Source organism: Rhodococcus sp. MEB032, from assembly GCF_030208925.1.
Classification (GTDB): Bacteria; Actinomycetota; Actinomycetes; order Mycobacteriales; family Mycobacteriaceae; genus Rhodococcus_F; species Rhodococcus_F qingshengii.
The window spans coordinates 1-22,318 of record NZ_JARVSY010000025.1 but is presented as its reverse complement, the minus strand read 5'-3'; the positions used below and the strand labels follow the sequence as shown (position 1 = coordinate 22,318).

Here is a 22,318-nt window from a genome sequence, read left to right as displayed (position 1 = left end):
CCGTGATCTTCCTCACGAGACTTCGAGAAAGTGACTCGCGAGTAGGTCGCGAACGCCCTGCCTGGGACTGTTACCGGGATTTTCAGAAACCTGAGGAACCCCTCATATTTATTGTTACCAATTCGTGACCTCCTTGACGGACGGTCGATCCCGTGCGTTCCGGGCCACAATCTGTCGGACTCCCTCGCTACGTTCAGCGCGTCCACACCGGACAACTTCTCGGGGGGAGAAATCATGAAAGACACAGACGTAGTCAGAGCGGCCGAATTCATCGGCGCCGAGCTTCCGCGCGAGGCGTGGCCGCATTGGAATCAGGGATGGCCGCGCGAGTCCGAAGCCGCCCTTCTCGATGCGATCTTCTCGTCGCGCGCCGCCTATGGAACACCGAAGACCGGAGTCCGCGCCGTCGTCGACCGTTGGCGCACACACCGCTCGGTAGCCGCCGACGATCGCCTCGACAGCTTGCCCGCTCTCGCCGCCTTCACCGACCGTGGCGACGAGCTCGCAACGATTCTCGGCAATCGCCAGCGCGTGCCGGGCAACTACTTCACCAAAGCCGAGGGTGCGGCTCGCGCGGCCAAGGCGCTCGTCGAATCCGGTTGCCGGTCCAGTGCCGACGTCGAGGACACCGAAAGCCTCCGTTCGGCAGTTGTCTCCGTTCCGGGGCTCGGCCCCAGGACCTTCGAGACGCTGGTGTTCCTGTCCGGGAAGTTGACGGTAACTTCGATAGATCTACTTGCACGGTTCGCCACCGAAGCAAGCAGTAGCGAGAAATTGTTGTCGAGCACCGACGCAGCCGAGTTGCTCGTTGCGGTTGCCGAACATCTCGATGTCGATGTTCAAACGCTCACCCACGCTGCGTGGCGATATCAACGCACGGCCGAGCAACCTCGCCGGTCGAAGAAATCCACCATGCCGCCCGCAGCGGATCCACTCGCCGAAACGGCCTGAGAGCGGGCGGGCGCATCCCGACCAGGGTGGTGTGCCCGCGAGCGATTCCACTCGCGTATCCTTTGAATTCCGCGCGCGAGTGGCGGAATTGGCAGACGCGCTGGATTTAGGTTCCAGTGTCTCAGGACGTGGGGGTTCAAGTCCCCCCTCGCGCACAACGAAGAGCCCCGCCGGATCTGATCCGGCGGGGCTTTTTCGGTTCTCGTGAGCAAGGTCAGCGCTTTCGATCCTTGACCGGTGGAGTCATGTACGTCGTCCGACTCGGTGTCAGCCCCAGACGGACCGAGCTCTCCAACCATGTGATCGCCGCTGCCGTCGGGTCCACAACCGGAACATGAATCCCTTTGCCATGCAGCCTGTCTCGGACTGCGGCGGTCACACCGAGCATGCCGGTGCAACCGAGAACGACGGAGTCGGCGTCACCGTTCTCCACTGCCGTAGACGCCTGTGCGGCCAGTCGATCGATCAGTTCCTCCCGATCGGTGAGGCCCAGCACCGGCATGTCCACGACTCGAATACTGCCCAGCCGACTATCGAGTCCATACCGCCGAGTGAGCGATCGGAGCATCGGCACGACATTCGGCAGGATGGTCACGACACCGACGCGATCGCCCAGACTCATCGCTGTCAGAAATGACGGCTCGAAGCCGCCGACCACCGGAGCGTCGATGACCTCTCGGGCGGCATGCACTCCGGGATCGGCGAAGCATGTGATGAACACACCGTCCACGCCGTCGGCTGCCGCTTCCTCGACCCTCTGCACTATCCCGGGGCCGGCAAGTGCCTCGTCGTACTCGGACTCGATGCTCGCCGTACCGGTAGGCAGCGAAACGACGTCGACCGTCGTGCCGGGCGCCGCCCAGTGCTCCACCTCGGCTGTCACCGCCGGAGTCAGTGTGGTGTCGATGACCGGGCGAATCACTCTGATGTGCATGAAACACTCCCCTGCTTTCGGATACGCGCCGAGGTTATCGATGCAGCACAGCCGGGAGAATGTGTTCAGTGCCCTGGCGTTGCGGGTGAGGATGGGCATAGCGCACAGGTGCTGTGGAGCGGCTTCTACGACACGCCGTGGCACGGCTCCTACGACACGCCGTGGCACGGCTCCTACGACACGCCGTGGCACGGCTTCTACGACACGCCGTGGCACGGCTTCTACGACACCGTGTCGGAGATCGCAGGGCGAGGCACTATAGCTCTCAGGTACCGTCTTAGTGTGTCCAAGAACGCTACTAAACGCCGACCTGCGCTGATTCTGCTGGTCATCGTGTCAGCTGCCGGCTGCCTCGCGCTCGGCTGGTGGCAGTGGGAGCGCTTCGAAGCCGTCGGAGGCTCGGGACAGAATCTCGGGTACGCGTTCCAGTGGCCGCTGTTCGCGGCGTTTGTCGTGTACGCGTATCGCAAGTTCGTTCAGCTCGAAGACGTGGACCCCGAAGAGGCCGAAGCCGAGGAAGCCGCCGCGGAGCCGCGTGAGATTCCCGCCGACCTCTTGCCGCAACGCCCGCGGGCCGAGTTCGACGATGTGAACCTCGACGTCGACGACCCTGAAGCCCGCCAAATGCTGGAATACAACGACTACCTTGCGCAGCTTGCCGCTCGCGAGTCCGATAGGAGCACGACGTGAGTACCGGTTCGGAAGCGAGCATCGCTACCCCCGCAGTCAACGCAGAAAAGCAGAAGAAGGTTGCGTCGGCGCTGGTCCGATACCGCGTTCTCGCCTGGATCACCGGCCTCTGGCTGCTGTTCCTGACCGGTGAGATGGTCTACAAGTACCTGATTCTCGACAATTCGGCGGACGCGCCGTCGTGGTTGTTCTACATCGGCCAGATCCACGGCCTGTTCTACATGCTCTATCTCGTGTTCACGATCGACTTGGCGATCAAGGCTCGGTGGAAGCCCGGTACGACGGTTGCCACCGCGCTCGCCGGCACGATCCCGTTCCTGTCGTTCGTGTTCGAGCACAAGCGAACTGCCCAGGTGAAGCAGGCTTACCAGCTCTGAGAGTTTCAAAAAGTGGAGCCCTGAACGCAGACGCGTTCAGGGCTCTACTTTTCGGATTCGGTTCAGCCGGCCAGTGCCGCCAGCGCGGGAACGAGCTGTACGAGCGCGCGCCCTCGATGTGACGCCGCATCCTTCTCGGCCGGGGTGAGTTCTGCGGCCGAGCGGGTGTCGCCGTCCGGACGGAAGATGGGGTCGTATCCGAAGCCGCCGTCGCCGGCTGGTACGCGGCCGATCACCCCGCGCCATTCGCCGCGCACGACGGTCTCGTCGCCGCCGGGGATCACCAGTGCACAGGCGGAGACGAATGCCGCGCCTCGACGCTCGTCCGGCACGTCTCCCAGCTGAGCCAGGACCAGAGCCGTGTTGGCGCCGTCGTTTCCGTGAGTACCCGACCACCGCGCGGACAGCACACCCGGCATACCGTTGAGTGCGTCGATCTCGACACCGGAATCGTCTGCGATGCAGGGCATTCCGGTTGCAGCTGCTCCGTCACGCGCTTTGGCGAGCGCATTCTCCTCGAACGTCGCTCCGGTCTCGGGGGCTTCGGCGAACGGCGGGACCTCGTCGAGCCCGACCAATTCGATTCCGTTCACTCCAGCGGCGTCGAGCACCCGGTGAAGTTCCTTCAGTTTCTTGGCATTTCGGCTGGCAACCAGTACTCGTACGCTCACAGCTCAGGCACCGAACTTCTTCTTGGGTTCCGGATTCTTCGGTTCGGGTAGCACCCCGGGATACGGCTCGGCCAACGCTTGACGCTGGATCTCGAAAAGTTGCTCACAACCAGCCAGAGCGGAGTCGAGCAGCTTGTCCAGCGTCGAGCGTGGGAAGGTGGCGCCCTCACCGGTTCCCTGAATTTCCACCAGCGTGCCGGTATCGGTGGCCACGACATTCATGTCTACCTCGGCACGCGAATCCTCTTCGTACGGAAGATCGAGGCGCACTCGTCCGTCCACGACGCCGACGCTGACGGCCGCTATGCCACACGAGATGGGCTGAGGGTCGGATAGCAGGTCGGCTGCGCGCAGGTACGTCACGGCGTCGACCAGGGCCACGTATGCCCCCGTCACTGCCGCGGTGCGAGTGCCACCGTCGGCTTGGAGGACATCACAGTCGAGGGCGATGGTGTTCTCACCGATTGCCGCGAGATCGATGCACGCTCGAAGTGATCGGCCGATGAGTCGACTGATCTCCTGCGTGCGGCCGCCGACCTTGCCCTTGACCGATTCGCGGCCACTGCGTGTGTGCGTGGCGGCGGGAAGCATCGCGTATTCGGCTGTCAGCCAACCCAAGCCGGAGCCCTTGCGCCAGCGGGGTACACCCTCTTCGACGCTGGCCGTGCACATGACGCGAGTGTTCCCGAACTCGACCAGAACGGATCCGGCCGGGTGACTGGTGAACCCGCGGGTGATCTTGACCGTGCGGAGCTCGTCGTCCGCCCTACCGTCTTCTCGTGTAGTCACCTTCGTGAGCCTAGCGGTCGCCCGGTGAGCGCTGCACCGAATGTGAGGGGAATCAGATGTCGTAGACACTTCCGGCGGAGACGGCATGGACCGGTCCGGAGAATTCGGATTTCGCTTCGGCGATCACGTCTTCACGCGATGTCCACGGCGGGATGTGCGTGAGGAGAAGTTCCTTGACGCCGGCGAGCGCAGCCACACGGCCGGCTTCCTTACCGGAGAGGTGAACTCCCTCGGGGCGATCCGGACTGTCGGTCCACGACGCTTCGGAGAGCAACACGTCTGCACCACGCGCGAGTTCGACGACGTTGTCGCACATACCGGTGTCGCCTGTATAGACGAGGACGCGGCCGTCGGCGCCGGTGATCCGGAAACCGTAAGCCTCGGGTGGATGATTCATCCGGCGGGCGACGACGCTCAGTTCACCGAACGTCACCGGCTCGTTCTCGGCCCAGAGCCGGACGTCGATGGTGTCGGAGATGTCGTCCATCTCGCCGGCGCACTCGGCGGAGGACACTCCGATGCGGCACGCGGTGTCGGTGGGGCCGTAAACCAGAGCACGGCCGACCGGCGGGTTGGGGTGATAGCGACGCCAGACGAGCAGGCCGGGCATGTCGAGACAGTGGTCCGCATGAAGGTGCGAAAGCAGGATCGTCACCTCGCCCGGATCGGCGTATCGCTGCAACGCCCCAAGAACTCCCGGGCCGAAGTCGATCACGAGCGGCGGAGTTCCCGGTGCCGTGAGCAGGTATCCCGAAGCCGGTGAATCCGGACCCGTGACGCTGCCGGAACACCCCAGGACGGTCATGCGCATACCGGTCATGCTGCCACGTCTACCCGTCTGGGAAAAAGCTCTTGGTGGTTTTGGCGCGTCGAAGTCACACCGCAGTGAGGGTGTGACCCACGTCCGTTCAGAAACTCGGTGGTCGAACGGCCGGCGCCGACCCGGCGCGCTTGGCCCTCTCCCCCGACGTGAGCGCCCAGGCGGCCACCACGCCGCCGATCGCTCCGAACAGATGTCCTTGCCAGGAAACCCGTGGATCGCTCGGCAGAACGCCCCACAGCACTCCGCCGTACACGACGAAGACGGCAACGCCGATCAGGATCTGTGTGAAGCTCCGCGTGAAGAACCCGCGCACCAACAGGTAGGTGACCCAGCCGAAGATCAGCACGGACGCACCGACGTGATTCGAGTTCGAGCCGGCGAACAACCAGGTCCCGACGCCGCCGATCACCCAGATGATGCCGGTCGCCGCGAGTCCTCGCGCAATTCCCGACACCAGCACGAGGTATCCGAGGATCAGCACCGGAATGGTGTTGGCGATCAGATGACCCCAGTCGTCGTGCAGCACCGGGGCGAACAGGATTCCCCACAGGCCGTCGAGCGTGCGCGGGGTGACGCCGGCGTTCTGGACATTCTGACCGGAGATGACATCCACGATCTCGATCACGTAGAGCAGGATCGCGAAGCCGCCCACCAACACGGACGACTGCTTCCACACCGAGGGCGGACCGGATTTCGGTGCCGGCGTCCGGGTGCCGAAGTCCGGACTGTTGAAATCCATCGTCATCGTGTGCGTCCTCCACCGTCGATCCGGTCTTCTGATCCGGTCACTCGCGACCAGGCTCAATTCGAGATTACCGCCGATTCCAGGAGTGCTGCCTAGAGAAATGCGGACGGGAAGAGTTCGCGGTAGCTCGGGATTCCGGCTACCGACGTGGCGTCGAGAATCGCTGTGACGATCGCACGTTCGACCACCCGGGCCGAAGCCGCGCACACCGCGTCGAGTATCGGCAGATCGTTCGGGAAAGCGTCCGGAACCGTGATCTCCGAATTCGGAGTGTGATCACCGGTGGCGAGCGCAAAGATCGTGTCGCCGTCGAGCGGCGAATGTGCGGGCCGAATCGCTCGGGCCAGGCCGTCATGACCTGCGACGGCGACGCGTCGGCACCCGGCTTTCGTCAAGGCGGCGTCAGTGGCGACCACACCGATCGTGGTGTTGAGGACGGTTCCCTTGGCTGCAACGGCGTTGGCCGCCGCGAGTTCGGACGCGTCGGGGAGCCTGAGGCCGAACGACTCCGCGCCGTCCGAGCCGACGCCCCACGGCAGGCCTGTTCTGGGGTCGAAGACCGAACCCACCGGATTCGCCACGATCAAGGCGGAGACCGTCGCCCCCTCGGCGGGGCCGTCGACGATCACGACGCTGGCCGTTCCCACCCCACCCTTGAGCGCCCCGGCTCTGGCACCTACCCCCGCGCCGACCGTGCCGGTGGCGAATTCGCGCGAAGCAGTGTCGGCAGCGAGGAATCCGAAATCGCCGGTCGGACGAACGGTCCAGTCCCCCACCGGCAGATCGAAGATCACGGCGCCGGGCACGATCGGTACCACCTGGCCGGGAGCGCCCATCGCGATCCCGTGATCGTGTTCCTCGAGCCAGCGCATCACTCCGTCGGCCGCGGCAAGTCCGTAGGCACTACCGCCGGTCAACAGCACGGCATTGACCTGCTGGACCGAATGGCTCGGGTCGAGCAGATCGGTCTCGCGGGTACCCGGACCGCCGCCCCGGACGTCGACTCCGGCGACCACACCGGCCGACGCGAGCACGACCGTGCAGCCGGTGGCTGCGCCGCTTCCGAGAGTGGCTCCCTCGTCGAGCTTGTGGTGATGACCGACGGCGAGGCCGGCGACATCTGTCAGTGAATCAGTGGGCCCGGTCCGCGTTGTGGTCATGGCATGAGCGCCTGGACGAGGGAGTCCTGCATCCACGTCAACCAGTGATAGACGTCGAGATGCGGGGCTCGCGGGTCGTCGGGTTCGAGGCTCTCCGGGGTGTCGGCGTCGATGCCGAGATTGGTTCCGAGCGCGAGACGGACGTCGTTGAGCGAGGACAGCCAGGCGTCGGCCTGTTCCTGCGTGAGAACGACCTTGCCGCCGGCCTCCGGAAGCGAAGCCAACAACATGCGAGCGGACTCACGCTTGGCGTCGATGATCTCGGGTTCGTGCAAACTGCGCAGCGCGCCGTTGACATTGGCGCCGGCGTCGTCGAGATCGTCACTGTCCGGAGCGACCTTGTCCGGATCGGTGCGCTGGAAGTCGGGAAGCAAACGCGCCAACACCGGATTGTCGGGCGGCTCCGAATTTCCGGTACGAAGACCCGTCAGCGCGGCGAGCTCGTCTTGCGGCGCCGAAGACGCGCGCTCGTCGAGAAGCCCGGTCACCGACTCCACGAGCGAGCGCAGAACCGCCGCCTCGTGGCCGTCCATCTCGGATTTGAACTTCACTCCGCCGAGTGAACTCTTCCTACTCCACGTCCGCACGCGTCGGACTCCCGTCTACGAGTTAGGCGAACAAATCGGTCGAAAAAGTGCTTTTCTCAGGTGTCGTCGCGTTGCATCGTGGCCCAGAGACCGGCAGCGTGGAGGCGACGAACATCGGCCTCCATCTTGTCGCGCGAACCGCTCGAGACCACGGCCTTGCCCTCCGAATGGACCTGCATCATCAGGTCGGTGGCCTTGGCTTTGCTGTAGCCGAACAACTTCTGGAACACGTAAGTCACGTAATGCATGAGATTGACCGGGTCGTCCCAGACGATGGTCACCCAGGGCCGATCTGCGGCTTCGATGGTCGCAACAGCCTCCGACTGCTCGGGCGTGGCTTGAGGAGAAGAAGCCGTAGCGCCTCTCATCGTTACGTTCGCCGAGTAAGTGCCGGACACGGTCGCGCCGCCGAAAACCATGTATCCAGGGTACGGCGCGACGAGAGGCGACAACACCCACCCACGTCGTCTCGCGCATAGAGTTGTGTGCGTGCCTACGCAAATTTCCGACATCCGCGACGCCGGTGCCAGCACCGCACTGCTCACCGATCAGTACGAACTGACCATGCTCTCGGCGGCTCTCGCCGACGGATCTGCCTTCCGCAACTGCAGTTTCGAGGTATTTGCACGGCGGCTGCCAGACGGTCGTCGCTACGGCGTCGTCGCCGGTACCGAGCGCCTTCTCGACGCACTCGAGCAGTTCCGGTTCGGTGAACCGGAACTGGCGATCGTTGCAAAATTTCTCGACGACACGACCGTCGAGTGGCTGCGCAACTATCGATTCTCCGGTGACATCGACGGCTACCGCGAGGGAGATTTCTACTTCCCCGGATCACCGATCCTCTCGGTCCGCGGAACGTTCGCCGAGTGCGTCATCCTCGAAACCTTGATTCTCTCGATCCTCAACCACGACAGCGCGATCGCTTCGGCCGCTGCCCGCATGGTGAGCGCAGCGGGCGGTCGACGGATGATCGAGATGGGCTCGCGTCGTACACACGAACAGGCCGCCGTCGCCGCTTCACGTGCCGCGTATCTCGCCGGCTTCGACGCCACCTCCAACCTCGAAGCCGCGCGGCGTCACGACGTACCCAGTGCAGGTACCAGCGCGCACGCCTTCACTCTCCTGCACACCACCGAAGACGGTCCGGACGAGGCAGCGGCATTCCGCGGTCAGGTCGCGGCACTCGGCGTATCCACCACGTTGCTCGTCGATACCTACGACATCACCGAGGGTGTGAAAACGGCTGTCGCCGTTGCCGGTCCCGAGCTGGGCGGGGTTCGCATCGACTCCGGCGATCTCGGCGTTCTTGCTCGTCAGGTACGCCAACAACTCGACGATCTCGGTGCTACCAAAACACGCATCGTCGTCTCCGGCGACCTGGACGAGTACGCGATCGCGGCTCTGCGCGCCGAACCCGTCGACTCGTACGGCGTCGGCACTTCCCTGGTCACCGGATCAGGCGCCCCCACCGCCGGCATGGTCTACAAACTTGTCGAGGTCGACGGAATCGCGGTCGAGAAGAGAAGCACCAACAAGGCATCTCGCGGCGGCGCAAAGAAGGCACTGCGCGTAGTACGTCCGACCGGAACGATCGTCGAAGAAGTCATCTACCCCGCCGGATCACCGTCACCTGTCTCCGAGGCGGACGGCGCGACCGAACTGCTGATCCCGCTGGTTCGCGAAGGCAAGGTCGTCGACAGCGCGCCGACGCTCGAAGAGAGCAGAGCAGTTCTGAAGGCAGGGCTCGTGAGCCTGCCGTGGGAAGGCCTCAAACTCTCGCGCGGAGACTCGGCTGTGCCCGTTCGATTCACCGGAGGTGAGCACCAGTGAGTGCAAAAGCACTGATAATTGTCGACGTTCAGAACGATTTCTGTGAAGGTGGCGCTCTCGCGGTCGACGGCGGCGCTGCGGTTGCGGGAGCCGTCAACGATTTCGTCAACTCCCACGAGTACGACGCCGTAGTCGCGACTCGCGATTTCCACATCGACCCTGGGGCGCACTTCTCCGAGAATCCCGACTTCATCGACAGCTGGCCGGTTCACTGCGTCGTCGGGACAGCCGGCGCCGAGTTCCATCCGGCGTTCGACGCTTCCGTCGCCGGGTCGGCGATCTTCTCCAAGGGCGCCTACAGCGCGGCCTACTCCGGTTTCGAAGGAGCAGCCGAGGACGGCACGACGCTCGAGGACTGGCTCCGCGCCCACGAGATCACCGACGTCGACGTGATCGGAATTGCCACGGATCACTGTGTCAAGGCCACGGCCGTCGATGCCGCGCGCGCGGGGTTCGCCACGACTGTCCTTCTCCCCTTCACCGCTGGTGTGTCGACCGCCACGATCGAGTCGGCATTGGTGCAGATGCGGGAGGCGGGAGTGCAGCTGATCGGGCGAGACGAGGCCTCGTCGGAAGAAGACTCGAATGCCGGGGAACTACCCCGGGAATCATCCGTGGACGTTTCTGACGTAGGGATCCATTAACCTTCGTGGGTGGCCGATCAACTCCCGAACGTTCCCGAACTGCTCCAGACAGCGGTGCGGTCGCTCGGCGGTGCCGAACGAACCAGTCAGCTGACGATGGCGTCCGCCGTGGCGCACTCGATCGACACCGGCGAGCATCTGGCCGTCCAGGCCGGCACCGGTACCGGTAAGTCGCTCGCCTACCTCGTTCCGAGCCTGCGCCACGCGGTCGAATCGGGACGCACCGTGGTCGTGTCCACCGCCACCATCGCGCTGCAGCGTCAGCTCGTCGACCGAGATCTGCCTCGACTCGCCGATGCCCTGAAGAAGCCACTCGGCCGACGCGCAGAGTTCGCAATCCTCAAGGGCCGCAACAACTACCTGTGCATGAACAAGATCCATACGGGCGCGTCCGAGCAGCCACCCGAGGACGAGTTGTTCGATCCGTTCACGGTCTCGCGTCTCGGCCGGGAGGTCGTCCGCCTCACCGAATGGTCCTCAGACACCGAAACCGGTGATCGGGACGAATTGGTGCCGGGCGTATCCGATCAGGCGTGGCGGCAGGTCAGTGTCACCTCCCGCGAATGCATCGGTAAGAACCAGTGCCCGGTCGGTGAGGACTGCTTCGCCGAGCGCGCCCGAGTCGAGGCGTCGAAGGCCGACGTAGTGGTCACCAACCACGCACTGCTCGCGATCGACGCCATCACCGGCATCCAGATCCTGCCTGACCACGACGTCGTGGTGATCGACGAGGCCCACGAGTTGGTCGACCGCGTCACCGGCGTCGCCACGGCCGATCTCACTGCCGCCTCGATCAGTGCCGCGGCCCGGCGTTGCGGCAAGATCGCCGAAGAGCAGGATGCCGATCGCCTCGAAGCTGCCGGCGAGGGGTGGGCTGGACTCCTCGAGGAATTGCGCCCAGGTCGCTGGGAAGGCCTCCCGGACGGGGCGGCACCCGCACTGGCTGCGATCCGCGACGCGGCCTGGTCGCTGCGCACCGCTATCGGTCCGGCCAAACCGGGAATGGCTGCTGCAGATCCCGAAGCCGCTGCGGCCCGCAACGCCGCACTCTCGTCCGTCGACGACGTCCACGACAGTGCCGTGCGTATTCTCACCGCTTTCGACGAACCCGACCCGGCCAAGCGCAAGGACGTCGTCTGGCTGTCCTCGGACGAGTTCCGCGGATCGGTGCGGCGCTCCGTCCGGATGGCTCCGCTCTCGGTCGGCGGATTGCTGCGCTCGCGACTGTTCGCCGAATCCACCGTCGTTCTCACTTCCGCGACACTGACCGTCGGCGGATCGTTCGACGGTCTCGCCGTCAACTGGGGTCTTCCTGCGGAGTCGTCCGCGCGCCCCGACTCGGGTACCGCCATCGGCACCGAAGCACCTTCTGACGCTTCGGCTTTCCGCTGGAACTCACTCGACGTCGGGTCGCCCTTCGACCATGCAAAGGCCGGCATCATCTACATTGCCCGCCACCTGCCCACGCCCGGCCGCGACGGCCTCTCCCCGGTCTATCTCGACGAGATCGCCGAACTCGTCGAGGCTGCGGGCGGACGCACCCTCGGCCTGTTCTCGTCGATGCGCGCCGCCAAAGCCGCCTCGGAGGCGATGCGTGAACGCCTCGACACCCCCATCCTGTGCCAGGGCGACGACGCCACCGGCACCCTCGTCAAGGCCTTCGCCAAGGACGAACCCACGTCACTGTTCGGCACGTTGTCCCTGTGGCAGGGCGTCGATGTTCCGGGTCCGTCACTGAGCCTCGTCATATTGGACCGGATTCCGTTCCCGCGCCCGGACGATCCACTGTTGATGGCTCGCCAGCAGGCTATCGAATCCCATGGCGGTAACGGCTTTCTCAGCGTCTCGGCCAATCACGCGGCGCTGCTCCTGGCACAGGGCGTGGGTCGCCTGCTTCGAAGCACCGACGACAAGGGCGTGGTGGCCGTGCTCGATCCGCGTCTGGCCACGGCGAGATACGCGGGTTACCTTCGCGCATCACTGCCTCCGTTCTGGGAGACGACCAACCCCGAAGTCGTCCGCAAGGCACTCACCCGCATCCGCGACTCACGTCCCTGACCCAGTTCTCACGCGGGCACAATTCTGCCCCGGTACCGACCGAACGGACCGGGGCAGAATGTATTACGTCAGACGCTCGGAGTGGTCACCAACCCGAGTTCGGAGGCATCGACCAACAACCGGTGATGCGGCAACACCCGCACGGTGTAACCCACGGAGCCGGAGACCGGAAGCGCAGCCTCGGCTTCGAAGATCTCGGCTCCGTCCTCGGTTCCGAAATGTGTCATCGGGAACGTCACCACGTCGGTGAGTTCCTCGCCTGGGCTGACGCGTCCCAGGACTGCCTGAACCTCCACATCCGAGACCGACAAGCCGCCGAGGCGGACCTTGGCTTTCAAAGAGATGGTCGCACCGATCTCCGGAGTGTCCGGCAAGCCGGAACCGTCCACCTGCTCGACGGCGACCGACGGCCACTGCGACTCGATACGGCGACGGAACTCGGCCACCTCACGCGCGCCGGCAAAATCGTCCGCCACTACCGCTCGAGCTGATTCCGCCGAAGGGGCGTAGTAGTCGACGGCGTAGTCACGAACCATGCGTGATGCCAACACCTTCGGGCCCAGATTCTCGAGGGTGTGGCGAACCCTCTCGACCCAGCGCGTCGGCAGATCGGCTGCATCACGGTCGTAGAACGTCGGCAGTACCGCGTGCTCGAGAAGTTCGTAGAGGGCGCTGGCTTCCAGATCGTCACGCCGCACGTCGTCGAGAACACCGTCGGCCGTCGGAATGGCCCACCCGTTCTCGCCGTCGTACATCTCGTCCCACCATCCGTCGCGAATGGAGAGGTTGAGGCCGCCGTTGAGCGCGGATTTCATGCCGGAAGTACCGCACGCCTCGAGTGGGCGAAGCGGGTTGTTGAGCCACACGTCGCAGCCCCAGTACAAGTAGCGGGCCATCGACATGTCGTAATCAGGCAGGAAGACGATGCGGTGACGCACATCCGCTTCGTCGGCGAACCGCACGACCTGCTGGATGAGTGCCTTACCGCCGTCGTCGGCGGGGTGCGACTTGCCGGCCACCACCAACTGCACCGGACGTTTCTCGTCAAGCAACATCGCACGCAGACGCTCGGGATCACGCAGCATCAGCGTCAACCGCTTGTACGTCGGAACGCGCCTCGCGAATCCGACTGTCAAGACGTTGGGATCGAATACTCCAGTGGTCCAGCCGAGTTCGGCCTCGGTCGCGCCGCGTTCGAGCCAGGACGCTCGGACGCGACGACGAACTTCGTCGACCAACTTGCCGCGCAACGCATTACGTGTTTCCCACAGTTCGGTTGCCGACAACTCGTGCAGGCGCTCCCACCCGCGTGCTTCTTCGAGTTGCTCCTGACCGACGATCCGCCTGGCCACGTCCATCCACTCCGGCGCCGCCCACGTCGGCGCGTGAACACCGTTGGTGACCGAACCGATCGGCACCTCGTCGGCGTCGAAGCCCGGCCAGAGACCGTTGAACATGTCGCGGCTGACGATGCCGTGCAACTTCGAGACGCCGTTGGCTCGCTGGCCCAGGCGAAGACCCATGTGCGCCATGTTGAAGATCGACGGATCGGCTTCACGCCCCATCCCGACGATGCGGTCGACGGTCAGGCCGGGAAGCAAACTCGATTCGTTCTCGCCGTTCGCTCCGCCGAAGTAGTGACGGACCAGATCCGCCGGGAAGCGGTCGATTCCGGCGGGAACCGGAGTGTGCGTCGTGAAGACCGTTCCGGCACGGACCGCGGCCAGAGCCGAATCGAAGTCCAGACCGCTGGTGGTGACAAGTTCCCGAATCCGTTCGATGCCGAGGAATCCGGCATGCCCCTCGTTCATGTGGAACACCTCGGGATCGGGCAATCCGTACGCCGCGGTGTAGGCGCGCACCGCGCGGACGCCGCCGATACCCGCGAGGATCTCCTGCTTGATGCGGTGATCCTGGTCCCCGCCGTAGAGACGGTCCGTGACGCCGCGCAGATCCGCGTCGTTCTCGGCGATGTCGGAATCGAGCAGCAGCAACGGCACTCGTCCGACCTGAGCGATCCACACTCGCGCACGCAGCACCCGGCCACCGGGCATGGCGACGTGAATGACGACCGGCGATCCGTCTTCGGAAGCCGGGCCTGCGTCCGTCAGCAAACGAAGAGGCAACCCTTGAGGGTCGTGCGGCGGGTAGTGCTCGGCCTGCCAACCGTCGGCGGTCAGCGACTGGCGGAAGTAGCCGGATCGGTAGAGCAGTCCGACGCCGATGAGCGGCAGCCCGAGGTCGGACGCGGCCTTGAGGTGATCGCCCGCCAGGATGCCCAATCCACCGGAGTAGTTGGGCAGAACTTCGCTGACTCCGAACTCCATGGAGAAGTACGCAATTCCGCCGGCTGACGATGCGCCCTTGGCCTGCTGGGACTGATACCAACGCGGGGTGCTCAGATAAGCGTCGAGATCAGCTGCTGCAGTGTCGAGGTCACCGAGAAATGCCTCGTCACTGCTGAGTTCGTCGAGACGGGTGGGGTCGACTTCCCCGAGCATGCGGACCGGATCGAACTGGACTGCTTGCCAGAGTTCGGGGTCGAGTCGCGAGAACAGATCCTGTGTCTCGGGATGCCACGACCACCGAAGGTTGGTGGACAGGGGGCCGAGCGCGGCAAGGCGCTCCGGAAGGTGGGCTCGGACAGTGAACCGACGCAAGGCTTTCACCCCGCGAACCCTAGTCGAGTTCCTTGCACTCTGTCCGGTGGAACCGAACGCCGAGCCGACCTGACCACCGACAGACCCGAATTCGTCGTTATCAGCACTCCGGCGCCGCACCCACTACGGTTGAACCCGGCGAAAGAACGTTTTACCGCGATCCATCATCAGAAATGGAGCTTCCCGTGTCAGGACGCCTCGGTATCGACGACGTGGTACCCGAGATCTCGGGTAACTATCCGGCAAAGGCCGTGGTCGGTGAAGTCTTCCCAGTGCACGCCACGGTGTGGCGAGAAGGCCACGACGCCATTTCCGCCACTCTTGTCGTGCGTGGTCCGCGCGGTACCAAGCCGCTGCGCATTCCGATGGACCCCGGGACCGAACCGGACACCGTCGACGCGGTGTTCACGCCGTCCGCCGAAGGTATGTGGTCGTTCCGGATCGAGGCGTGGAGCGATCCCATCGCCACCTGGAAGCACGCCGTGGAAGCGAAACTCGCCGTCGGGCAAGGGGCGGCCGAGTTGGCCAACGACCTGGAAATCGGTGCGCGCCTGTTCGAACAGGCCGCGCACGAGGTACCGCGGGGCAACAGGTCCAGGCTCGAGGCCGTCACGGCGTCGCTGCGCAGCGATCAGGCGCTGACTGCTCGCGTCGCGCCGGCCTTCGCCTCCGACGTCGCCGAACTGCTCCGCGCCACTCCGCTCCGTGAACTGGTCACCAAGGGCGAGTCCCACCCCGTCGTCGTCGATCGCAACCGTGCACTGTTCGGATCGTGGTACGAGTTCTTCCCCCGCTCGACGGGCGGTTGGGACGAGAACGGGGTGCCGCAACACGGTACTTTCCGAACCTCGGCCGAAGACCTACCCCGCATCGCCGCAATGGGTTTCGACGTCGTCTACCTTCCGCCGATCCATCCCATCGGCGAGATCAACCGCAAGGGACGCAACAACACTCTCACTCCCGAACCCGGTGACGTCGGCTCGCCGTGGGCCATCGGCTCGGTCGACGGCGGGCACGACGCTGTTCACCCGCAACTCGGCACGCTCAAGGACTTCAGGGCCTTCGTCGCTGCGGCCCGCAAGCTCGATCTCGAAGTGGCACTGGATCTCGCGCTGCAGTGCGCCCCGGATCATCCATGGGCCAAGAAGCATCCGGAGTGGTTCAACGTCCTTCCCGACGGCACCATCGCCTACGCCGAGAACCCGCCCAAGAAGTATCAGGACATCTACCCGATCAACTTCGACACCGATCCTCGCGGTCTGGACAAGGAAATCCTGCGAGTCGTCCGACACTGGATCAGTGCCGGAGTCAAGATCTTCCGGGTCGACAACCCACACACCAAGCCGCCGAACTTCTGGGAGACGCTCATCTCTGAGGTCAAGAAGACCGACCCCGACGTCCTGTTCCTCGCCGAGGCATTCACTCGTCCGGCGCGCATGTACGGCCTTGCCCGGCGCGGGTTCACGCAGTCGTACACGTACTTCACCTGGCGAGTTGCGAAGTGGGAACTCACCGAATTCGGTAACGAGCTGGCGGCGAAGGCCGACGAAGCCCGACCGAACCTCTTCGTGAACACGCCGGACATCCTGCACGAGTCCCTCCAGCACGGTGGGCCCGGAATGTTCGCTCTACGAGCAGCTCTCGCCGCCACCCTGGCGCCGACGTGGGGCGTCTACTCCGGTTACGAACTCTACGAACACCAAGCCGTTCGCCCCGGCAGCGAGGAATACCTCGACTCCGAGAAATACGAACTTCGGCCGCGCCGTTTCGCCGAAGCAGCAGCGCGAGGCGAGTCTCTCGAGCCGTGGATCACCGCGCTCAACCGCATCCGGCGTGCACATCCGGCCCTGCAACAGTTGCGGAACCTGCACTTTCACCACATCGACAACGACGCGTTGATCGCCTACTCGAAGTTCGACGCCTCGACCGGTGACGCCGTCCTGACGGTGATCAACCTCAACCCGTTCGCTGCAGAAGAGGGCACCGTCTGGTTGGACATGCCGGCGCTCGGACGCGAATGGCACGACCACATGACCGTGCTCGACGAGGTAACCGGTGAGCAGTTCAATTGGGGCCAAGCCAATTTCGTCCGCCTCGAGCCCTGGCGTTCGGTGGCGCACATCCTCGCGCTCCCACCCGTTCCGTATCCGGCCCGGATCTCTCTGGCCTACCAAGCACGCAATGCGCACCGCGCAGGTGGAGGCAAGTGATGTCAACCGAGAAGTTCCCTTCGGGTATCGCACCGGACAATCACGATCTGGAGCTGTTGGCGCGCGGTGAACATCACGATCCGCACAGTGTCCTCGGCGCCCATCCCCACGCCGACGGCACCGTTCTGCGAGCGTTGCGTCCCAACGCCGAGTCCGTCAGTGCCGTCATCGGCGGCAAAAACTTTCCTCTCGAACATGTTTCGAACGGAATCTTCGCGGCTCTGGTCCCCTACCCCGACCTGATCGACTATCGCTATTCCGTGACGTACCCGGGTGGACACACGGTTCTCGCAGCCGACCCTTACCGGTTCCTGCCTACTCTCGGTGAACTCGACCTACACCTGTTCGGCGAAGGTCGGCACGAACGACTGTGGGACATCCTCGGTGCACATCCGCGTTCTTACGAGACACCGGACGGCCCCGTCGACGGCACCTCGTTCGCCGTCTGGGCTCCGGCCGCCCGCGGCGTGACCGTCGTCGGCGACTTCGACGGGTGGAGTGGGCAATTCGCCCCCATGCGAGTCCTCGGATCCACTGGGGTCTGGGAACTCTTCCTGCCCGACATCGCAGTCGGTTCGCTGTACAAGTTCCGGGTCCACGGCCACGACGGCTCCGTTCGCGACAAGGCCGATCCCATGGCATTCGGTACCGAGGTCCCGCCGGCGACGGCGTCGCGAGTGACCACCAGTTCGCATGAGTGGAACGACGCGGCCTGGCTCGAAACCCGCGCCGGTGTCGATCCTTCGCAGTCCCCGATGAGCGTGTACGAGGTGCACCTCGGATCGTGGCGTCCGGGACTCGACTACCGGCAGATGGCCGAGCAACTCGCCGTCTACGTCACCGAAACCGGATTCACCCACGTCGAACTGCTGCCCGTCTCCGAGCATCCGTTCGGTGGATCGTGGGGATACCAGGTCACCTCGTACTACGCACCGACCTCCCGCTTCGGCACCCCGGACGACTTCCGCTGGTTCGTCGACCACCTGCACGCCGCAGGGATAGGTGTCATCGTCGACTGGGTGCCTGCACACTTCCCCAAAGACGAGTGGGCCCTGGCTCGTTTCGACGGAACTCCCCTGTACGAGCACGCCGATCCGCGTCGCGGCGAGCAGTTGGACTGGGGCACATACGTATTCGACTTCGGTCGCCGCGAGGTCCGAAACTTCCTCGTCGCCAACGCGCTCTTCTGGCTCGAGGAGTTCCACATCGACGGACTGCGCGTCGACGCCGTCGCATCGATGCTGTACCTGGATTACTCACGCCCGGAAGGTGGATGGACTCCCAACATTCACGGCGGCCGCGAGAATCTCGAAGCCGTTGCGTTCCTGCAGGAGATGAACGCCACCGTCCACAAGAACCATCGAGGAGTCGTCACCGTCGCCGAGGAGTCGACGGCGTGGCCCGGAGTCACTCGGGCGACCAATGTCGGCGGCCTCGGATTCAACATGAAGTGGAACATGGGGTGGATGCACGACACCCTCGGGTTCCTCGGTCACGACCCGGTACACCGGACCTACCACCATCACGAGATCACGTTCTCACTGATGTACGCGTGGAGTGAGAACTACCTGCTACCGATCAGCCATGACGAAGTGGTGCACGGCAAAGGAACTCTATGGACCCGGATGCCCGGGAACGACTTCGCCAAGGCGTCCGGCCTGCGCTCACTGCTTGCATACATGTGGGCGCATCCAGGCAAGCAACTGCTGTTCATGGGACAGGAATTCGGTCAGAGTGCGGAATGGTCGGAAGAACGCGGCCTCGACTGGTGGCAGCTCGACGATCAGTACACCGGCACTCTCCATCGCGGCGTCCAGCGACTGGTCGGCGATCTCAACTCCGCGTACCGACGTCATCCGGCCATGTGGACCCTCGACACCTCGCCCGGTGGATACTCCTGGATCGACGCCAACGACACCGAGAACAACGTCCTCAGTTTTCTGCGTTACGGTACTGACGGTTCGATTGTCGCCTGCCTGTTCAACTTCTCGGGCAGTGAGCACTCGAGCTACCGCGTCGGGCTACCAGAGCCCGGCCGATGGGTGGAAATTCTCAACACCGATGCCGAGGTGTACGGCGGCTCCGGAGTCGGGAACCTCGGAGCGGTCACAGCAACGTCGCATTCGTGGCACGGTCGGCCAGCCTCCGCACAGGTGGCGCTGCCAGCTGCTGGAGCGATTTGGATAAGTCTGGAGCGTTGATGGTCGGCCGGCGAGTAGTCATTGTCACGTCGTCACTGTTGGCAGTGGCCGCACTGCTCGCCGGTTGTGCCCAGGGAACGAGTGGCCACGCCGTCTCGATTTATCACGATCCCTTCCGCGTCGCCGGACTCGACGCAACGGCAGGACCAAGTGGGTTGCGTCCGGGAGCCCCCAACGCCGACCGAGCAATCACCGGCACCGACGGCGGGGACATCGACGCGCTGGCAGCCAACGCCATCACAGACATCGAAACCTACTGGGCCGCCGAGTACCCGGCTCTGTTCGACAAGCCCTTCGAACCGGTCGACGAGCTGATCTCGTGGGACCCCACCGAATCGAACGGCCCGGACTTCTGTGAGGAGACCACCGAAGAACTCATCAACGCCGGGTACTGCAGCATCGATCACACCATCGGTTGGGATCGTGAATTGCTGCTGCCCGAGGTGCGGGAGAAGTTCGGTGACGTGGCCGTCGCGTTCATCTTTGCGCACGAGTACGGCCATGCCGTTCAACGCAAGGCCGGGATCGTCGGCGGTAAACGAGACGCAGCCCTGGTGCGCGAACAGCAAGCCGACTGTTTCGGTGGCGCCTTCTTGCGGCACGTCGCCGAGGACAAGGCCGCGCACTTCACGATGAACACCTCCGACGGACTCAACAAGGTGTTGGCGTCGGCGGTCGCCATCCGCGACGAAGACCCTAATGATCCTGAGAGCCACCATGGTTCGGCGTTCGAGCGCGTCACCGCCACTCAGATCGGCTTCACCGACGGCGCCGGTGCGTGCGCGAAGATGGACGCCGACGAAATCGAGTCACGACGTGCAGACCTCCCGCAGCAGTTCGCCGAGGGCAACGATTCCGGAGAACTGCCCGTCACCGAGGCAACTCTCGACGAGTTCGTGAAGACCTTCCAAGCGATCTTCGATCTACCGCAGCCACCGAAGGTCGTGTTCACCGGCGCAGACACCGGGTGCAGCGATGCCGTTGCGACCGAACCCGTCTCGTACTGCCCGTCGACGAACACCATCGGAATCAGCGTCGACGACCTTGCCGAGCGCGGCACGCCGGGTCGCGTCGGGCGACGCGAGTTAATCCAGACCAACATCACCGGTGACTACAACGCCTATGTCCTGCTCGCGTCGAGGTACACCCTCGCGATGCAGAAGGAGAACGGCCAATCGCTCGACACTCCGCAGACTGCCCTGCGCGCGGCCTGCTTGTCCGGTGTCATCACCGCAGCACTCAGTCCCACCAACGCCGCGGCGTCCGGAGCACAGGTCACACTCTCCCCCGGCGACCTCGACGAAGCTGTATCGGGGCTGCTGACCGACGGCCTGGCTGCCAGTGACGTCAACGGTGAGACGGTCCCGAGCGGGTTCGCACGTGTCGACGCGTTCCGGACCGGCGTTCTCGGTGGCCGGGAAGTGTGCGACAGCCGCTACACGGAGTAGCGACTGCCGGTCCACACGTCAGTAGAGAGCGGAAGCCAACTTACGACGGGCCGCGATGACGATCGGTTCTGCCGGGTCGAACAGTTCGAACAGTTCGAGCAGGCGCGTCCGAGCGGCAGCCTTGTCGTCGCCGGCAGTTCGCGAGACCACCGAGATCAAGCGGGCGAACGACGCCTCGGGTTGCTGGGCGAACATTTCCAGGTCGGCCGCAGCGAACTGCAGTTCGAGATCGGACGGATCAGCATCCGCGGCCGCAATCGACTCGGGATCGACACCCTGAACCCGAGCCATGAACTTCACCTGGCGGACAGCGCTCTTGGCCTCCGCATTGTTGGGTTCGGCGTCGAGAATTTCCTGGTACGCAGCGATGGCGGCGTCGAGATCGCCCTCGTCCAGCGCGGTTTCAGCGGCCACGAAGCGAGGATCCTCGACCTCCTCCACCGGTTCGTCCGCGTCGGAGACCGGCCCACTCAACTTGCCCTCGACAGCTTGGAGGACTGCGTCGAACCACTGGCTGAGCTGCGCCTCTGGCTGAGCGCCCTGAAAATCGGCCAACGGCTGACCAGCCGCGACAGCAACAACCGTCGGAACCGACTGGACACCGAATGCCTGCGCGATACGAGGGCTCACGTCGACGTCGACGTTGGCAAGAATCCACTTGCCGCCGGCTCGCGCTGCAAATGATTCGAGAACTTCGGTGAATACGACCGAGGGCTCGTATGCGCGGCCACCGATGTTGACGATCACCGGCACCTGGCTCGACTTCAGCAGGACTTCGCTTTCGAAGTTCTCCTCGGTCACCTCGATCACTGCCCCGGAGACAGCAGAAACGGCCCCGTCGCCGCTGGTGTTACGCGGCGGTGGTGGGGCCGTGGCCCGCTCTTTGAAGGCGGACAAGTCGACTGCGCCGCTCATGGCGGCAGCAACTGCGGACGAACGCGCGGGGGGCCTGGAACCTGGTCGAGTCACGGCTCCCAGTTTGTCACGAGTTGCGAGAAGCTACGTAGAGGGATGCAGCACTCAGACGAGCGCCGCGTTGCCCTTGGACGCCTCGAACTCCGTGGACAGCTCACCGAGCTTGCCGTTTCGCACTGCCCAGCGTTCGAAGATGACGGTGCCGAAGGGCGGAACGCTCGAGATCAGCGCAAGGATCGTGGTCTTGACGTCCCACTTGAGCGACCACGCGGTCAGGAGTGCAACAACGATGAACACCAGGAAGCCGGCGGTTCCGTGGACCATTCCGGGGATGCGAATCGCTTCTTCGTGTCCGAGGACCCACTTGAAGAACATGGCAACCAGCAAGGCCGCCCAGGTCACAGCTTCCCACCACGCCACCAGACGGAAGCGTTTCGCGGGAGTGGATACGTCAAAGATGTTCGCCATGAGGCCATTGTGCCCGAACAACTACGACGCCCCGTAGTTGTGTGAGGAAAACCACGGGGCGTCGCAGAGCGAGAGCGCTCGTTCAGGTGTATTTAGACACTCACGCCTTGGGGACGCGGACGATGAGTGCGTCGCCTTGTCCGCCGCCGCCGCAGAG

At 64.4% G+C, this 22,318-nt stretch carries 20 protein-coding genes and 1 tRNA gene; 10 read left to right on the top strand and 11 right to left on the bottom strand.

Annotated features, from left to right (window positions below):
• The first annotated feature begins 234 nt into the window (after window positions 1-234).
• Window positions 235-951: a DUF8548 family protein gene (locus tag QRN54_RS22960; protein ID WP_064075832.1), complete on the top strand. Its 717-nt coding sequence runs from the start codon at window positions 235-237 to the stop codon at window positions 949-951.
• 73 nt (window positions 952-1,024) lie between these two features.
• Window positions 1,025-1,106 (top strand) — tRNA-Leu (locus QRN54_RS22955).
• A 59-nt stretch (window positions 1,107-1,165) separates the two neighbouring features.
• On the opposite strand, the gene QRN54_RS22950 is transcribed toward QRN54_RS22955, so the two are convergent.
• Window positions 1,166-1,885 (bottom strand): aspartate/glutamate racemase family protein, encoded by a 720-nt coding sequence (locus QRN54_RS22950; RefSeq protein ID WP_099698634.1) that lies wholly within the window; start codon window positions 1,883-1,885, stop codon window positions 1,166-1,168.
• A gap of 282 nt (window positions 1,886-2,167) precedes the next feature.
• On the opposite strand from QRN54_RS22950, the gene QRN54_RS22945 reads away from it, so the two are divergent.
• Together QRN54_RS22945 and QRN54_RS22940 are read left to right on the top strand one after the other, a co-directional pair.
• Entirely contained in the window at window positions 2,168-2,575 is a 408-nt protein-coding gene (locus QRN54_RS22945) for a hypothetical protein (protein ID WP_020970031.1), read from the top strand.
• Window positions 2,572-2,952, top strand: a complete 381-nt coding sequence (locus QRN54_RS22940) for a DUF3817 domain-containing protein (protein WP_003945334.1) — start codon at window positions 2,572-2,574, stop codon at window positions 2,950-2,952. Before QRN54_RS22945 ends, QRN54_RS22940 begins: the two co-directional genes overlap by 4 nt.
• A gap of 62 nt (window positions 2,953-3,014) precedes the next feature.
• Here the strand turns inward: QRN54_RS22940 and rdgB are convergent, their stop codons facing one another.
• The 7 genes from rdgB to clpS form a co-directional block, all read right to left on the bottom strand.
• The gene (gene rdgB, locus QRN54_RS22935) at window positions 3,015-3,623 is read right to left on the bottom strand and encodes an RdgB/HAM1 family non-canonical purine NTP pyrophosphatase (protein ID WP_285183116.1); all 609 of its coding nucleotides are present in this window, start codon (window positions 3,621-3,623) and stop codon (window positions 3,015-3,017) included.
• Between the two features lie 3 nt (window positions 3,624-3,626).
• A complete protein-coding gene (rph, locus tag QRN54_RS22930; protein WP_003945332.1) occupies window positions 3,627-4,412 on the bottom strand; it encodes a ribonuclease PH in 786 nt (261 codons plus the stop codon).
• A gap of 52 nt (window positions 4,413-4,464) precedes the next feature.
• Window positions 4,465-5,223, bottom strand: a complete 759-nt coding sequence (locus tag QRN54_RS22925) for a cyclic nucleotide-degrading phosphodiesterase (protein ID WP_007733274.1) — start codon at window positions 5,221-5,223, stop codon at window positions 4,465-4,467.
• 97 nt (window positions 5,224-5,320) lie between these two features.
• Window positions 5,321-5,980 carry a rhomboid family intramembrane serine protease gene (locus QRN54_RS22920; protein ID WP_285183115.1) on the bottom strand — a complete coding sequence of 220 codons (660 nt, stop codon included), beginning with the start codon at window positions 5,978-5,980 and terminating at the stop codon, window positions 5,321-5,323.
• A 92-nt stretch (window positions 5,981-6,072) separates the two neighbouring features.
• A complete protein-coding gene (locus tag QRN54_RS22915) occupies window positions 6,073-7,140 on the bottom strand; it encodes a P1 family peptidase (protein ID WP_064689272.1) in 1,068 nt (355 codons plus the stop codon).
• Window positions 7,137-7,727, bottom strand: coding sequence for an oxidative stress transcriptional regulator AosR (gene aosR, locus QRN54_RS22910; protein ID WP_042925785.1), 591 nt, complete (start codon window positions 7,725-7,727; stop codon window positions 7,137-7,139). The genes QRN54_RS22915 and aosR overlap by 4 nt, the downstream gene beginning before the upstream one ends.
• Window positions 7,728-7,783: 56 nt before the next feature.
• Window positions 7,784-8,095, bottom strand: a complete 312-nt coding sequence (clpS, locus tag QRN54_RS22905) for an ATP-dependent Clp protease adapter ClpS (protein ID WP_029255695.1) — start codon at window positions 8,093-8,095, stop codon at window positions 7,784-7,786.
• Between the two features lie 121 nt (window positions 8,096-8,216).
• Between clpS and QRN54_RS22900 the strand changes: the two genes are divergently transcribed.
• From QRN54_RS22900 to QRN54_RS22890, 3 genes are read left to right on the top strand one after another with little or no spacing between them, the layout of a single operon-like run.
• Entirely contained in the window at window positions 8,217-9,557 is a 1,341-nt protein-coding gene (locus QRN54_RS22900) for a nicotinate phosphoribosyltransferase (protein WP_030537905.1), read from the top strand.
• The gene (locus tag QRN54_RS22895; protein ID WP_042925786.1) at window positions 9,554-10,201 is read left to right on the top strand and encodes a nicotinamidase; all 648 of its coding nucleotides are present in this window, start codon (window positions 9,554-9,556) and stop codon (window positions 10,199-10,201) included. Before QRN54_RS22900 ends, QRN54_RS22895 begins: the two co-directional genes overlap by 4 nt.
• 9 nt (window positions 10,202-10,210) lie before the next feature.
• Entirely contained in the window at window positions 10,211-12,259 is a 2,049-nt protein-coding gene (locus tag QRN54_RS22890; RefSeq protein WP_058038870.1) for an ATP-dependent DNA helicase, read from the top strand.
• Window positions 12,260-12,327: 68 nt separating this feature from the next.
• Here QRN54_RS22890 and glgP read toward each other — a convergent pair whose 3' ends face one another.
• Entirely contained in the window at window positions 12,328-14,928 is a 2,601-nt protein-coding gene (gene glgP / locus QRN54_RS22885; protein ID WP_217017436.1) for an alpha-glucan family phosphorylase, read from the bottom strand.
• A gap of 176 nt (window positions 14,929-15,104) precedes the next feature.
• Here glgP and QRN54_RS22880 point away from each other — a divergent pair, with 176 nt between their 5' ends.
• Genes QRN54_RS22880 through QRN54_RS22870 form a run of 3 tightly spaced genes read left to right on the top strand, consistent with a single transcriptional unit; the run spans window position 15,105 to window position 20,778 of the window.
• On the top strand, window positions 15,105-17,129 hold the full coding sequence (locus tag QRN54_RS22880) for an alpha-1,4-glucan--maltose-1-phosphate maltosyltransferase (RefSeq protein ID WP_234552673.1): 2,025 nt from the start codon (window positions 15,105-15,107) through the stop codon (window positions 17,127-17,129).
• Window positions 17,129-19,330, top strand: a complete 2,202-nt coding sequence (glgB, locus tag QRN54_RS22875) for a 1,4-alpha-glucan branching protein GlgB (RefSeq protein ID WP_003945366.1) — start codon at window positions 17,129-17,131, stop codon at window positions 19,328-19,330. Before QRN54_RS22880 ends, glgB begins: the two co-directional genes overlap by 1 nt.
• Entirely contained in the window at window positions 19,330-20,778 is a 1,449-nt protein-coding gene (locus QRN54_RS22870) for a neutral zinc metallopeptidase (RefSeq protein ID WP_042446171.1), read from the top strand. The genes glgB and QRN54_RS22870 overlap by 1 nt, the downstream gene beginning before the upstream one ends.
• An 18-nt stretch (window positions 20,779-20,796) precedes the next feature.
• Here the strand turns inward: QRN54_RS22870 and QRN54_RS22865 are convergent, their stop codons facing one another.
• Both QRN54_RS22865 and QRN54_RS22860 read right to left on the bottom strand, forming a co-directional pair.
• Window positions 20,797-21,693 carry a tetratricopeptide repeat protein gene (locus tag QRN54_RS22865; RefSeq protein WP_030537899.1) on the bottom strand — a complete coding sequence of 299 codons (897 nt, stop codon included), beginning with the start codon at window positions 21,691-21,693 and terminating at the stop codon, window positions 20,797-20,799.
• A 105-nt stretch (window positions 21,694-21,798) separates the two neighbouring features.
• Window positions 21,799-22,161 (bottom strand): DUF3817 domain-containing protein, encoded by a 363-nt coding sequence (locus QRN54_RS22860; protein ID WP_003945330.1) that lies wholly within the window; start codon window positions 22,159-22,161, stop codon window positions 21,799-21,801.
• Window positions 22,162-22,318: the final 157 nt, after the last annotated feature.

Excerpts from the sequence above, each read along its gene's own strand:
- QRN54_RS22960 (WP_064075832.1), top strand. The coding sequence starts at position 235 with ATGAAAGACACAGACGTAGTCAGAGCGGCCGAATTCATCGGCGCCGAG.
- QRN54_RS22915 (WP_064689272.1), bottom strand. The coding sequence starts at position 7,140 with ATGACCACAACGCGGACCGGGCCCACTGATTCACTGACAGATGTCGCC.
- QRN54_RS22920 (WP_285183115.1), bottom strand. The coding sequence starts at position 5,980 with ATGACGATGGATTTCAACAGTCCGGACTTCGGCACCCGGACGCCGGCA.
- QRN54_RS22950 (WP_099698634.1), bottom strand. The coding sequence starts at position 1,885 with ATGCACATCAGAGTGATTCGCCCGGTCATCGACACCACACTGACTCCG.
- QRN54_RS22860 (WP_003945330.1), bottom strand. The coding sequence starts at position 22,161 with ATGGCGAACATCTTTGACGTATCCACTCCCGCGAAACGCTTCCGTCTG.
- glgB (WP_003945366.1), top strand. The coding sequence starts at position 17,129 with ATGTCAACCGAGAAGTTCCCTTCGGGTATCGCACCGGACAATCACGAT.
- QRN54_RS22865 (WP_030537899.1), bottom strand. The coding sequence starts at position 21,693 with ATGAGCGGCGCAGTCGACTTGTCCGCCTTCAAAGAGCGGGCCACGGCC.
- clpS (WP_029255695.1), bottom strand. The coding sequence starts at position 8,095 with ATGAGAGGCGCTACGGCTTCTTCTCCTCAAGCCACGCCCGAGCAGTCG.
- QRN54_RS22870 (WP_042446171.1), top strand. The coding sequence starts at position 19,330 with ATGGTCGGCCGGCGAGTAGTCATTGTCACGTCGTCACTGTTGGCAGTG.
- QRN54_RS22925 (WP_007733274.1), bottom strand. The coding sequence starts at position 5,223 with ATGCGCATGACCGTCCTGGGGTGTTCCGGCAGCGTCACGGGTCCGGAT.